The organism is Marinomonas primoryensis (assembly GCF_013372285.1).
In the GTDB taxonomy this organism is placed as follows: Bacteria; Pseudomonadota; Gammaproteobacteria; order Pseudomonadales; family Marinomonadaceae; genus Marinomonas; species Marinomonas primoryensis.
The window spans coordinates 1,545,477-1,558,850 of record NZ_CP054301.1 but is presented as its reverse complement, the minus strand read 5'-3'; the positions used below and the strand labels follow the sequence as shown (position 1 = coordinate 1,558,850).

The 13,374-nt window shown below is 43.5% G+C and carries 12 protein-coding genes and 1 pseudogene; all 13 read right to left on the bottom strand.

Annotation, left to right across the window (positions count from 1 at the left end; translation table 11 throughout):
- Positions 1-15: 15 nt before the first annotated feature.
- The gene (dgcA, locus tag MP3633_RS07085) at positions 16-2,079 is read right to left on the bottom strand and encodes a dimethylglycine demethylation protein DgcA (protein WP_176335022.1); all 2,064 of its coding nucleotides are present in this window, start codon (positions 2,077-2,079) and stop codon (positions 16-18) included.
- A gap of 97 nt (positions 2,080-2,176) precedes the next feature.
- A complete protein-coding gene (locus tag MP3633_RS07080) occupies positions 2,177-2,722 on the bottom strand; it encodes a DUF5943 domain-containing protein (protein ID WP_112139592.1) in 546 nt (181 codons plus the stop codon).
- A 105-nt stretch (positions 2,723-2,827) separates the two neighbouring features.
- Entirely contained in the window at positions 2,828-3,805 is a 978-nt protein-coding gene (locus tag MP3633_RS07075) for a dipeptidase (protein ID WP_112139594.1), read from the bottom strand.
- Between the two features lie 192 nt (positions 3,806-3,997).
- Complete coding sequence (locus MP3633_RS07070) at positions 3,998-4,693, bottom strand: VC0807 family protein (RefSeq protein WP_176335021.1); 696 nt, start codon at positions 4,691-4,693, stop codon at positions 3,998-4,000.
- 431 nt (positions 4,694-5,124) lie between these two features.
- Complete coding sequence (locus MP3633_RS07065) at positions 5,125-5,949, bottom strand: phosphodiesterase (protein WP_176335020.1); 825 nt, start codon at positions 5,947-5,949, stop codon at positions 5,125-5,127.
- Entirely contained in the window at positions 5,943-7,037 is a 1,095-nt protein-coding gene (locus MP3633_RS07060) for an ABC transporter ATP-binding protein (RefSeq protein ID WP_176335019.1), read from the bottom strand. Before MP3633_RS07060 ends, MP3633_RS07065 begins: the two co-directional genes overlap by 7 nt.
- Positions 7,038-7,080: 43 nt before the next feature.
- Positions 7,081-7,869, bottom strand: coding sequence for an ABC transporter permease (locus MP3633_RS07055; RefSeq protein WP_176335018.1), 789 nt, complete (start codon positions 7,867-7,869; stop codon positions 7,081-7,083).
- A gap of 1 nt (position 7,870) precedes the next feature.
- On the bottom strand, positions 7,871-8,683 hold the full coding sequence (locus tag MP3633_RS07050) for an ABC transporter permease (protein WP_176335017.1): 813 nt from the start codon (positions 8,681-8,683) through the stop codon (positions 7,871-7,873).
- A gap of 103 nt (positions 8,684-8,786) precedes the next feature.
- The gene (locus MP3633_RS07045) at positions 8,787-9,794 is read right to left on the bottom strand and encodes an ABC transporter substrate-binding protein (RefSeq protein ID WP_176335016.1); all 1,008 of its coding nucleotides are present in this window, start codon (positions 9,792-9,794) and stop codon (positions 8,787-8,789) included.
- A gap of 14 nt (positions 9,795-9,808) precedes the next feature.
- Complete coding sequence (locus tag MP3633_RS07040) at positions 9,809-10,834, bottom strand: substrate-binding domain-containing protein (RefSeq protein WP_176335015.1); 1,026 nt, start codon at positions 10,832-10,834, stop codon at positions 9,809-9,811.
- 451 nt (positions 10,835-11,285) lie between these two features.
- Positions 11,286-11,793 (bottom strand): annotated as a pseudogene (locus MP3633_RS07035) (transposase); the annotation flags it as partial.
- Positions 11,794-11,884: 91 nt separating this feature from the next.
- Complete coding sequence (locus MP3633_RS07030; protein ID WP_204359615.1) at positions 11,885-12,142, bottom strand: hypothetical protein; 258 nt, start codon at positions 12,140-12,142, stop codon at positions 11,885-11,887.
- A gap of 203 nt (positions 12,143-12,345) precedes the next feature.
- On the bottom strand, positions 12,346-13,194 hold the full coding sequence (locus MP3633_RS07025; RefSeq protein ID WP_176335014.1) for an alpha/beta hydrolase: 849 nt from the start codon (positions 13,192-13,194) through the stop codon (positions 12,346-12,348).
- Between the last annotated feature and the right edge of the window lie 180 nt (positions 13,195-13,374).

Genomic DNA, 13,374 nt, shown 5'->3' with positions numbered 1-13,374 from the left:
AAACCCTCAGCCGAATTAGAGGTCTTTGCACAATCGCAAAGCATCATACATCGCCGCATGAACATTACGCTGCGACACACAATCCCCCAACCGCCACAGAATCATGCCGCTTTCGTCCTCTAATAGGACGGGTTGAGGCTTGATATCAAACAAGGCGTCATTATCTATTTGGCCTTTGTTTCGTGAGCTTGGTTTCAAGGCGTAATACAAGTCTTCGTTTGGACGCGTGCCATTTTCAACCACGACCTGATCCACGACACGCTCTTCTTTTTGCGCGGTGTATTCGTTCTCAAGCACGGCGACTAAACTGTTGCCTTCACGATAGACTTTATCGAGCAACATGTCCGACGTCATGATGACTTCCTTTTCGTACAAAGAACGGTAATACGTTGGGAAAGTCGTTCCACCAATGCCGACACCGGGTTTAATATCGTCGGTCACTAACTCTACTAACGAGCCTTTGGACGCCAAATAATCCGCTGCCGACATACCAGAGAACTCACAAATGGTGTCGTACACCAAAACGTTCTTTCCTGGTTCAACCTTACCGCTGAGAATATCCCAAGTGGATACCACCAAACCTTCTGCCGCACCCCATTCTGGATTTTGTTCCAAGAACGGACGACCACCGGTGGCCAACACGCACACATCAGGGTTGAGTTCTTTAATCATAGCTTCGTCAGCCGCCGTACCTAAACGCACATCCACACCTAAACGCTCTACTTCCATCACTAACCAACGTGTAATACCGGCGATTTGGTCGCGCTGCGGCGCCTTTGAAGCAAAAACCAATTGCCCACCGAGTTCATCGGCTTTATCAATCAGTGTCACTTTATGACCGCGCTCGGCCGCCACTCTAGCCGCTTCCAGCCCACCAGGACCACCGCCAACCACAACGACATTGCGTACCTGTCCAGTGGTTTTTTCAATGATGTGTGGCAAGCCCATGTATTCCCGCGACGTTGCCGCATTCTGAATACACAACACATCCAAACCTTGATACTGACGATCGATACAATAGTTAGCACCAACACATTGACGAATTTGATCCACCTGATCCATTTTGATCTTGGCGATAAAATGCGGGTCAGCAATATGCGCACGTGTCATACCGACAAAATCAACATAACCCGCTTCAATAATACGTTTCGCTTGATTCGGGTCTTTGATATTTTGTGCGTGAATGACCGGCACTTTAACAACTTCTTTAATGCCTGCCGCTAAATACAAGAAAGGCTCAGGCGGGTAACTCATATTCGGAATGACGTTTGCTAAAGTATTGTGCGTATCACAGCCAGAACCCACGACACCGAAATAATCCACCATGTCCGTCGCATCATAATATTGAGCGATCTTCTTCATCTCTTCGTGACCCAAGCCATCAGGATGAAACTCATCACCTGTGATGCGCATGCCCACAGCAAAATCTGGACCGACTTCGGCACGAACGGCTTTCAGCACTTCCATACCAAACTTCATACGGCCTTCAAACGTGCCACCCCATTCGTCGGTACGTTTGTTAACACGTGGTGACCAAAACTGATCGATCAAGTGTTGGTGAACGGCGGACAATTCCACGCCATCTAAACCGCCCTCTTTCGCTCGACGAGCCGCCTGAGCGAAATCGCCAATGATGCGCCACATTTCTTCGACTTCGATCGTTTTACAGGTCGCACGGTGAACCGGCTCACGAATGCCCGAAGGCGACATCAAGTTAGGCCAATTTTCACCATCCCAACGAGAACGACGTCCCATGTGGGTAATTTGAATCATGATCTTGCCGCCGTGTTTATGCACGGCGTCGGCAAGATTTTGAAAATGCGGAATAATACGATCCGTCGATAGGTTTACCGAACTCCACCAACTTTGTGGGCTGTCGATAGACACTACGCTGGAACCACCACAAATACACAAACCACAACCGCCTTTGGCTTTTTCTTCGTAATACTTCACATAACGGTCGGTCGTCATACCACCATCGGTCGCATACACTTCTGCGTGCGCCGTACTGACGATACGATTTCGTATGGTTAACTTATTAATGTTGAGTGGTTCGAACAACGCATCATACTGGGACATAACATCCTGCCTTATTGAAAACGACTTTTAACTTCTCGAATATAATTTCAGCCATCACCTGCCCGTGATGGCCTTGTGTTTTAGGTTGGTATAAAAATTACAGAGGTGCTACTTCAAAATAACCAACATCACAGCCTTCTTCGGCGGCGCTTTGAGTTTGTTCTGCTTTAGTACGAATGGACAAACCTTGGCTTTCTGCAATTTGATCTAACGCACCAGCAAACCAACCGGTAAACATATAATCGATCTTGCGATTCACCTTGCAGCCATGTTCTTTAAAGTAATGATAAACAAAGGCTGAGTTTTCTAAGCGTACTTTTGCGGTACCTTTTTCAACATCCAACGACTCGGTAATAAAAAACCCCCAGCCGCGTTGAGAAAGGCGCTTCAAATAGTGATGCCAAACTTCGTCACCCGTAAAATCGTGCAACTCAGCTTCTTTTTCACACCAGTGGTACGCTGATTTATAGCCCGCTTTATAAAGAATAGCGGCGTAACGCTCGGCGCCAATCTCTTCTTCAATACCCATGTGGTTATTAACAAAAAAGTGGCGTGGCACATACAGCATTGGCAAAGCATCGGTATTCCAAACACCGGTTTCGTCATCTACACTGATCGGCATTTCTGGTGCATGAGTTCCCATTTTACTTCCTCAAAAATCATTCTGAATTGTTTACATTTCAAAAATTAAATCTTTCTAAAAATCAATTAAAAGCGTCGCAAGCGATCACGCTGAACCGTCGCTTTACTACTCGCCCCAGACTTCACGTAACAGATTAACCCAATTCTCGCCCATGATTTTGCAGACTTGACGTTCACTAAAGCCATGTTTTAACAAGGCTTCGGTCAAATTTGGGAAATCGCCAACGGTTCGCATACCGAGCGGGTTGATGATCTCGCCAAAGCGAGTCAAACGGCGTGCGTAGCCTTTATCGTGAGTTAAGTACTCGAAGAAGTCATAGCCATGACCTTGAGTAAAGTCAGTGCCAATACCAATCGCGTCTTCACCAACGATGTTGTAGATGTATTGAATGGCTTCTACATAATCGTCAATGGTCGCGTTAATACCGGCTTTTAAGAAAGGAGCAAACATGGTGACACCGACAAAACCGCCGTTGTCAGCAATAAACTTAAGTTCTTCGTCACTGCGGTTACGTGGGTGTTCTTTCAAACCAGAAGGCAAACAATGGGAATAAGCAACAGGCTTTTTCGATTCGATAATAACTTCTTTCGCGGTATTCGGACCAACATGAGACAAATCACACAACATACCAACACGGTTCATTTCAGCGACAATCTCTCGACCATAGCCAGACAAACCGCCATCACGCTCATAACAACCAGTACCGACTAAGTTTTGCGTGTTGTAGCACATCTGCACAATGCCAACGCCAAGATCTTTAAATATTTGCACATAACCGATTTGATCTTCGAACGCATGAGCGTTTTGAAAGCCCATCATCACGCCGGTTTTGCCTTCCGCTTTCGCGCGGTAGATATCTTTGGTGGTGTAAACCTTGAGAAGCAAGTCGCTATTGGCGTCGATCAACTGGTTCATCTCAACCACGTTTCGTACCGTGCCTTCGAAATTCTCCCAAAACGACACCGTACAATTCGCGGCGGTTAACTTGCCCTTCGACATGTCTTCAAATAACTCGCGATTCCACTTCGCACAAATTAGACCGTCAATCACAATCGCTTTGTCGTGTATCTCTGCTGCGTTCATTGCTCTTCCTTACCCATCGAGTCTGGGCTTTTTAAATGAGTAATCATCAATGAACTCAGTGTAATTTTTCGGGAAGAAAGGAAGCAGGCTGTAAACGACTAGAGGAACACTAAAAGCGACTTTTATAAATGCTGAAACAAAGGCGTGGTTTAGACCTTTCCCCTTATTGCAAGGGGAAGGCGGAGGATGGGGTTATTTCTTTACTAATAAGTCTTCTAACTTCAATCCTGTGGCTTTATGAATGTTGCGCCACAGATAATAAAATACGCCCAACATCATGATCATCGATGGAATAGCGATCATTGGGTAACTGTACAGCGTCATCTGACCCAGCTCTTCATTAAAGGCTTCCGTTCCAGCAGGACTGGTGACGATCCATTTGGCGAGTATGTAATTCATCGTGGCCGAAAAGGCAAATGAGCCTGCTATAAAATACGTCGCCTTCATCAAGGTCTTTTCAAACGCGGCAGTACTGTGGTTCTCTTCTAGCTTTTGCTTAATAGTATCGACATCCATTATTGCCGCGTTAAATAACAACGCTCGGATCAACGGATACGGTGTAAAGGTAGACACCAACACAGCAATGCCTATTATCGCAGGAATCGACGCTTCCTTGATTGCCAACCATTTATTGTCCAGCTCGAACAAACCAATGCTGCCCGTCAATAAAACGCTTACCAACCCCAACAAAGCAATGAAGTTAAACTTCTTGTATTTGATTAACTCAAAAAGCCCCCAACCAAGGGGAAACGCTAACGCCGCGATCAAACCGCCGCTAACGCCTAACTTATCCTCACCACTTAACTTCATTAAAATTAAAGACGGTAAAACGACACTAACGATCAGATCCACCATCGGACGTGGTTTGTGTGTAGAAGGGTTATTCATAATGTTATGGGTTCCAATTAAAGTTCAAATACTAATAGCGACTATCATAAAGGAAAAAGTGCACTGAGTGACATAGACAATGCTTTTAGTGAGAAGTGCCAAGGTGTTTTGTGGGTTTTACCCAAGCTCTGTCAATCTCGAGAGCCAGCTTTACTTGACCACTATCCCCTCCCCTTTGTCTTCCAAGGGGAGGGTTAGCGAGGGGTTATTTTTTGGATTCTATAGAAGTAAAATCATCTGCAAAGTTCGAAAAGTTGTATTTTAATAACCAGTTAAGGTTTAGCAACCTCTGGGAAGCCCAGTGATACCTATATTTCAAGTCAATTGAGCTCTCATGGCCATGCAAATATGGCCTTTAAAGCTAAGAACCTCCACGCCTTTTTTTGAGTTTGATTGCTACTTATTGCTGAAAAAAAATTAAGTGCAATCAATCAATCAATCAACTTATTATTTTCATCAAAAAAGGGAAACGGCCCAACCACGTCATCTTTCGATATGATGTAACTTATATGACCTGTAACACTATCCGGTTTGAGTTTGAATAGTTGAATAGCTGGTGGCTCTAGAGAAAAGCTTGATGGCGCATTAGGGTTTAAATCTAAAGTCACAGCATGGCTATGAGACGGTCCGACCCAAACAGGCAAGCCATGCCATGTTGCGCAAATAGAACGATGTAAATGTCCTGCAACAAGGCCTGTGACCTGCGTATGATGTTTGACAACTTGCCATAACACCTCATCGTTTAGAAGTTTTTGTACATCCATATGATCTATCCCCACTTCCATAGGCGGGTGATGAAGAAAAATAAGCGTCGGTAACTCAGTATGAGCCAAAAGCTGCTCTGACAACCAAAGTAAAGACTCAGGCGCTAACTGTCCATAAGGTTTTCCAAGTACTGATGTATCCAAACCAAGAAGGTGATAGCCCTCGGAAATTTGTGAAAAATGACAAAATTCTGAGTGATCAAAACTCGCTAACCCATCAAAAGCAACACGAAGATGGTCTCTATGGTCATGGTTACCTGGCACAACTTTGATTCGAGCCTTCAGCTTTTTCAGCTCTGGGACTAACACGTCGTATTCCTCAGGTGTACCAAAATCCCCTAAATCGCCCGTAATAATAACCCAATCTGGTTGAGGTGATAGGCGATTAATATGAGCAACCGCATTTTTTAGACACTGCAAGGTATCGACTTTTTGATACGCGATTTTACCCTGTTTCTTTATATGTAAATCTGTTAGCTGTGCAATTAACATATAGCACTCTCACGTTGTTGAGTTGGTAATAACACAAGACGAGTAGATGGAATAATCAGCCCCACCCGATCACCTTTGGCGTAGCGTTTTCGTTCAAAACAGTCCACATGAATTAAATTATTCTGCCCTTCTACTTCAACTAACACTCGGGTTCTGTCTCCCAAAAAAACACTTTGAGATACGGCACCTTTTACACTGGCATCTTCAAACGTCATTAAACGAATATCTTCTGGGCGTGACATGCAACGAAGTCGCTCTCCTTCTGAATACGGTTCATAAAGCGCTGCAGACAAAGGGAGAAAATGCGTCCCAAACGACAAATTCCGACCTTGTAATTGACCATCAAAATGGTTCATCTGACCAATAAAATTCGCCACAAATTCACTTTTTGGAGACAAGTAAATATCTTCGGCCGTACCAATTTGAACAATTTCACCATGATCTAATAAGGCGATACGATCACCCATTGCCATTGCCTCTTCCTGGTCGTGAGTCACGTACACAGCGGTAATACCTAAACGCTTTAACAAAGCGTTTATGTCCGTACGCAAGCGTTTTTTCAACAAAGCATCTAAGGCAGATAAAGGCTCATCAAGCAACAAGACCTCAGGCTCGGTAATAATTGCGCGAGCCAATGCTACACGCTGGCGCTGACCACCAGATAATTGGTCAATACTGCGATGGGCATAAGCTTGCAAATCGAACATATCGAGCATCTCTTGGACTTTTTTGTCTTTGTTCACTTTGCTTTCACCACGCACTCGCAAGCCATAAGCAATGTTGTCGCTGACATTCATATTGGGAAACAGTGCGTAGGATTGAAAGACCATACCGACTCTACGCTGCTCAATAGCAATTTGTGTCACATCACGTTCGCCAAAGTGAATTTCACCACCTTGGTCGCAAAATTCTAAGCCCGCAATCAAACGTAAAGTGGTCGTTTTACCGCAGCCAGATGGTCCAAGTAGCACCAAAATCTCACCTTTCTCGATATGTAAATCAAGAGGCTTAAGTGCCAATGTGCCATCCGAAAAAGTCTTCTGTACCTGCTTTAAGGTAATTTCCACACTCGTCGATACATTTTTCATGTTAGTGCCTATCTTATTCATTTATAGATGCCCTTAGTCCGAACTAAGCCGGACGCTTAGGTTTGCGATTAAGCCATTGTGCAGCGATCAGTAAAGGCAAAATCATGCCCAGGAAAATCAATGTATATGCTGAGCTCACTTCCAAACGCATTGAGGCATAAGAGTCCGCTAAACCAACCGGTAAAGTTTTAGTAATCGGAGTATGTAGCATCCACGTCAAATTAAATTCTCCCGCAGATAGCGTCAGCGTCATTAAGATGCCGCTAACAATGCCCGTTTTACAATTTGGCACAATCACATGAAAAAAACGTTGCCAAAAACTTGCCCCTAAACTGGCAGCACCTTCTTCCAACAACCGAAAGTTGATGCTTTGCAACACAGCCAGCACCGACTTAACCATAAAAGGTAAGGTAAAAATCACATGACCCACCAAGATAAATAACCAGCTCATACGAAAATCACTAAAACCGCCATATACCGAAATCAGACCAAGAGCAATCGCCATGCCCGGAATGGCAATCGGTAAGGTCAAACATTCATCCAAAAACGCGGAGAACTTACTTCGGGTTCGCGCAAGATAATAAGCACAAGGCACGCCCACACAGAGGTTAATTAAAGTAGTTACCAAGGCTATTTTCATAGTCAACCAAATCGTATCTGAGTAGAGGCCCCAAACCTGAATAATCCAGCGAAAAGTAAAACCGCTCTTAATACCCACAAAATAGTTGTTGGTAAACCCAGCCGTAATAGACATAAAAACAGGCACAATCAAAAACGCACAAACTAGTAGGGTAAAAGCAAGTTGCAGATAAAAATACATCCCCCTTTTCATATTAACCTCCCATTCCCAACGACGAACCACCTTGGCGACGAGCGATGGTCAAACAAAGCCAGGTGATAAATCCAAGAATCAAACTCAATGCAGCCGCCATGGCAAAATTCGCATTGAGCGTAAATTCGGTATAGATCGTCATTGGTAACACATTAAGATTCGTCGCTAAGGTAAAAGCCGTACCGAAGGCCCCCATGGAGGTGGCAAAACAAATAGAGCCAGAAGAAATTAAGCCCGGAGTTAGCGCCGGCAACGTCACATCTCGCAGCAATTGCCAACGATTTGCCCCTAAAGAACGGCCTGCTTCAATCAGGTTATAATCTAACTTTTCCGCCGCCCCCATGACAGTCAGCACCACGCGAGGAATAGAGAAATATAAATAGCCAATAAAGAGGCCAGAAATGGAATAAGCCAGGGTCCAGCGCTCGCCAACAAGAGCGAGCCCCAGTTCGGCAAATAAACCTTGTCGCCCTGCCAACATGATCACAAAAAAACCAATCACTACGCCCGGAAACACCAAAGGGAAACTCAACATAGCAACCAATAACGATTTGCCTTTAAACTCATAACGCGTCAAAAATAAACCCACAATCGTGGCGATAACTAAACTGGCGACAGTCACAACAAAAGATAATAAAAACGTCGATAAAAGACTTTTTAGGTACATGGGTTTCGTTAAAATATACCAATAACTGATGCCATTCTGTTCCGACAATGACAGCCACAACAACTTAACCATTGGCAGTAAAAAAAAGGCTACACAGATAATCACAACAGGGATGATTAATAGATAATATTGCTTGCTTTGCTTCATATTCTCTTCGCCACAAAATCTTTTTGATAAGACTTTTTATTCGTTAGGTCCCTCATAAGACAAAGAACAAAATCTCGCTCTTTGCCTTATGATCCCTCGTTAATTAACGAACTTCATTCAAATAACGCTGAGCAAAACCACTTTGTGCTTCAGCCATCTTGGCAAAGTCGACCGTTTTTGCTCGCTGGTAATCTGACGCTGGCAAGAATTTCGCTTCAATCTCAGGCGTCATAGCAGAGGAGATGACAGGTCGAAGATAGGCTTCTGCCCATACGGCTTGACCTTTATCCGACAGGACAAAATCTAATACCTTGTGGCCATTTTTAGGATTTGGTGAATTCTTCACCGCGCTCATCACGTAAGGCACAACAACAGAACCTTCTTTAGGAATCACAAAAGCAACGTTAACATCATCTTTGTATTTGGCGCGGTAAGCATTGAAATCGTAATCGAGAAGAATGGGGATTTCACCCGAGATGACACGAGCGTAAGCCGTTTGCTTAGGCACGATTGGGCGATTCTCAGCCAGTTTTTTAAAGTAATTAATGGCTGGCGTGAAATCATTCATATCGCCACCAAACGATTGGTTAATCGCTACCGCACCAGCGTAACCAACAAATGCGCTAGTCGGATCAAGATAGGCTACCATTCCCTTGTATTCCGGTTTTAAAAGGTCATCCCATGATTGCGGTACTGGGCGGCCATCAAGCGCATCTTTATTGACAAAAAAACCAATGGTGCCAGAGTGAATCGCAAACCATTTACCATCAGGGTCTTTCAGACCTACTGGGATTTTATCCCAGTTTTTCGGTTTATAAGCGTCTACCACACCTATCTCAGCGGCCTTAATACCGAAAGAAACACCGTAATACGCAACATCGGCTACAGGGCTATTTTTTTCAGCCACCAGCTGAGACAAGGTTTGACCTGAATTTTTATTATCCATCGGAATAGAAATACCTAAGTCTTTTTTAATTAACTCAAGCTGCCCACCCCAATTCGCCCACTCTGGCGGACAGTTATAACAAATCGCATCCGCTGCGTAAGACGCTCCTGCGCTGAGCCCTAGCGATAGAACGGCCAGCTTAGTTACCTTTTTAAAGACACTCATTAAACTCTCTCCTGCTATTTATAAAGAACACGTCGCATTGTTGGCGGCTGACACTCAGCCATGGTTCCCACAAAGTGGGGTTGATAATCTAACTGCTTAGTTAAAGGCAGCGTTGTTTTGTGCTTGCTGTTGAATAATAAATCCACCGCATACAACCCCATGGTGTGATGAGGAACTTGAATCGTAGCAAGAGGTGGGTAAAGAATTTGTCCGAGCGCCATGCCATCAAAGCCGACGACTGATACCATTTCTGGAATAGCGATGCCTTGCGCTTTAAGGTGATTCACCAGCTTCAAGGCCAGCAAGTCATTACTGCAAAACCATGCTGTTGGCGCTAAAAGCGAATCAAAGAAAGAGCCTTGAGTTTGGTCAAATGGTGTGAGCGCATACTGATCAACTTCAACCAACTGCATAGGAGGCAAGAGTGTTTCTTGTTTGAGACGGTCGGTAAAACCTAAGTAACGCTGCTTAGCTCTATCGGAAGACTGAAAACGTCCTGCAACCATGCCAGTTTTTTGATGGCCTAAAGCCAGTAATTGATCAGCGACATCCCACCCCGCTTGATAGTTGTCCACATACACACACGGCTCATCTGGGGATTGGTTATGAACAAGACAAAAAGGAAAACGGAATTCACGCAGTAAGGATAAGGCCTCATTGTTTTCTACAGAGGCAGTGGTGAGAATAACGCCCACGACACGTTGTCGAATCAGATCAATAATCGCTTGCCTCTCTCGGCTGAGCTCGTATTGGGTGTCTACCACAATCACAGAGTAGCCAAAGTGACGAGCTCGCTGTTGAATACCGGCAACAATTTCTGAAAAAACGGGGTTAAGCAGACTCGGAATCATCACGCCAATAGTAGGGTTATGATTCCAGTCCACTTGTTTAGAAGCTTTATTGACATCGTAACCTGTCAAGTCAATGACTTTTTCAATACGAGTTCGTGTTTCGCTACTCAATGGCCCTGTATTATTCAAGCATCTTGAGACTGTCGCAGGAGAAACGCCTGCTAACGCCGCTACATCTTTAATATTCATGACCGCTAACCTTCCGATACCACCCTCAGATGCAGCGAAGTATAGAAAAATCACGTGACGAATTTATGACAGTTAAAAGCAATTAGCAGCAAGATAGAAGAAAATGATGGTCATTTATCGAATAAATGTTGAATTTTAACCTCTGAAACGTAATTGTTTCATACGAAAATCAAACAATAAAAAAAAGCAAAAAAAATACTGAAATGTCTATAACGGTGAGGCCATACCAGAAACTCATGAATATTTAGACTGAAGACCCATATCTGTGTGGACGCAAAAAAAGGAAATGGGAGCCCTTAGTAAAAAACAGTTATATGAATAAAATACGTAAAGCCAACCTTCGCACAAATATAGAGTACTCATTTAGAGTCGATCAGATGAACTGAATCACAAAGTATTCAGCGACTAAAAAATAATAGAACAACGCCAAATCAACGTGTATCACCATGAGATGCATCTCAGGGCCTCTTTCTTTGGCTTTATTCTTCGTTGAGCTGGCCGCTTCAATAATAGTCGCGTCCACAATAGTGCCTACTTTGAGGTAAATGCCTGTGTCAGACAGCCATTTTTTCACTTCTTTAAAAAGCTGGCGCGAGAGTTTGTGTTTTTCTAATAAGTGCCTGAAGTTCATGATGGTGGTGTGATCAACTATCTAAATAAGTAATAGGACTATCTAACGATAAGTCAGCACACAAGCACATAGAAGTGATCTCATACAAAGCATCCTCCATCGCTGGATCACTCATGTTGTACCAATGTTGCATGCAGTGAATATGGAACATGGTAGGCAGCGGATAAGGACGTCTGCCATTTCCCGATTTAGGATAAAACGGCTCAATAACCGCTTCTAGTTGATCCCAAGGCATCAACTCATTCATACAAGAAAGGAATAGTTTTTTACGGATTTTACGGCGTTTGTTGTTGAATTCGCTGTCGGCAAAGGTGAGTTGATGTGACATTTTTGAGGCTCAAAGACTTAAAACGCGATTGCCTCATGAGAGGGACTTATTCGCATGTTGCCTAGATAACAGCTCTGATGCCAAGACAGGTTTAATTGGTAATAATGTAACGGGCAATACCGTAAATATACAACACAGAAAAAATAATATTAATGTATTTAAGCTGACGTTCAGTGTGCAGCCAAGCGCAGTAAATCCATATTAAACAAAAGGGTAGACTGATAAACATAGTGTAAGGATACCAATCTTGTACTGTCGCAATCGTACTCATTATCCCTAATACTAGCGCAAACCACTTCAAGTTTTGTTCTTGGCTCGCCAGTCTTTGTATCGACAACTTAATTCTCACACTCACTCCTGATTTATACCTATCGAAAAAAAATCCTCTCTATTAAATATAAATGCAATTAATCAAAATTCGATTTCATATAAAATGACATTATCACCCAATGAAAAATCGAGCAATATATTCAACTATGATTAACGCCTAGGGTTGAGGTTGAGAAAGCCAAAGCATCATGTACATGAACTCCGCTTCTAAGTTTGACTCGTTTACTTATAACGCTGAAAGAATCCTGTGATGTCGTCGATGATCGGTGCTTTGCTTTTAAAGAACCAAATGAAACCAGACAACATGCCGACATGGTCGACTCCCGCATAGACATTACTTTCTACTACGCCTTGCTCAGTTTCAATTTTAGCAATCAATTTATCCATGTTACTTTTCCCCACGATGGTGTCGTCTACTCCCCAAAGCAACAGCATGGGCGGCTCTTTGCCATCAATAAAGGTCGTAACTTGCATGTTTGGGTAATTTTCAGGTGGGCCAAACATGTCGATGTAATCTTCCTCATAAGGGACAAAATCGTATGGACCAGATAAACCAGCAAACGCCTTTATGATTGAGGGAGTTTCACCTTCTGCTTGTAAGTAATGTTTGTCGGCGGTGACTAAGGCGCCAATGTGTGCGCCAGCAGAATGTCCTGAAACAAAGAGCCTATCTGGATTACCCTTGTATTCGGCAATGTGTCGGTACGTCCAAGCAACCGCTTTGGCGCCATCTTCAACAAAGGTCGGAAACTTAACGTGTGGATACTTACGGTAATCGGCAATCACGGTGATATAGCCCTGTTTAGCAAAGATTTCCCCCACAAATGGATACATGTCTTTTGAGCCATCTTTCCAACTACCGCCGTAGAAGAAAACCACCACAGGAAGCGATTCAGTCGAAGAATGCGCAGGCACATACACATCCAATTTTTGCCAAGGCTCAGAGCCATAAACAATGTCTTTGATTGTTTTCGTATCGCTGAACGCATTGGGTAAATTTGCGATCTCCAATCCAGCTTTAGTACAGGCGACAAGTAACAAGGAACTCAATGCAACAAACACTTTTTTCATTATCAATATTGGCCTCTGAATAGCTATAAAATAAGTTTATAAGAAGGTATACGCCATTAATCCATAAATGGACCAGATGATCTTATTGTCGCCGTTTCGTACCATTTCTCTTGCACTCTACGATTTATCCTATTTTCCTACAAAGACAAACAAACCAATTCATCACCGTATTTGACGTAA

Excerpts from the sequence above, each read along its gene's own strand:
- MP3633_RS07040 (WP_176335015.1), bottom strand. The coding sequence starts at position 10,834 with ATGAATATTAAAGATGTAGCGGCGTTAGCAGGCGTTTCTCCTGCGACA.
- MP3633_RS07060 (WP_176335019.1), bottom strand. The coding sequence starts at position 7,037 with ATGAAAAATGTATCGACGAGTGTGGAAATTACCTTAAAGCAGGTACAG.
- MP3633_RS07075 (WP_112139594.1), bottom strand. The coding sequence starts at position 3,805 with ATGAACGCAGCAGAGATACACGACAAAGCGATTGTGATTGACGGTCTA.
- MP3633_RS07065 (WP_176335020.1), bottom strand. The coding sequence starts at position 5,949 with ATGTTAATTGCACAGCTAACAGATTTACATATAAAGAAACAGGGTAAA.
- MP3633_RS07080 (WP_112139592.1), bottom strand. The coding sequence starts at position 2,722 with ATGGGAACTCATGCACCAGAAATGCCGATCAGTGTAGATGACGAAACC.
- MP3633_RS07055 (WP_176335018.1), bottom strand. The coding sequence starts at position 7,869 with ATGAAAAGGGGGATGTATTTTTATCTGCAACTTGCTTTTACCCTACTA.
- MP3633_RS07070 (WP_176335021.1), bottom strand. The coding sequence starts at position 4,693 with ATGAATAACCCTTCTACACACAAACCACGTCCGATGGTGGATCTGATC.
- MP3633_RS07045 (WP_176335016.1), bottom strand. The coding sequence starts at position 9,794 with ATGAGTGTCTTTAAAAAGGTAACTAAGCTGGCCGTTCTATCGCTAGGG.
- MP3633_RS07050 (WP_176335017.1), bottom strand. The coding sequence starts at position 8,683 with ATGAAGCAAAGCAAGCAATATTATCTATTAATCATCCCTGTTGTGATT.
- MP3633_RS07025 (WP_176335014.1), bottom strand. The coding sequence starts at position 13,194 with ATGAAAAAAGTGTTTGTTGCATTGAGTTCCTTGTTACTTGTCGCCTGT.
- dgcA (WP_176335022.1), bottom strand. The coding sequence starts at position 2,079 with ATGTCCCAGTATGATGCGTTGTTCGAACCACTCAACATTAATAAGTTA.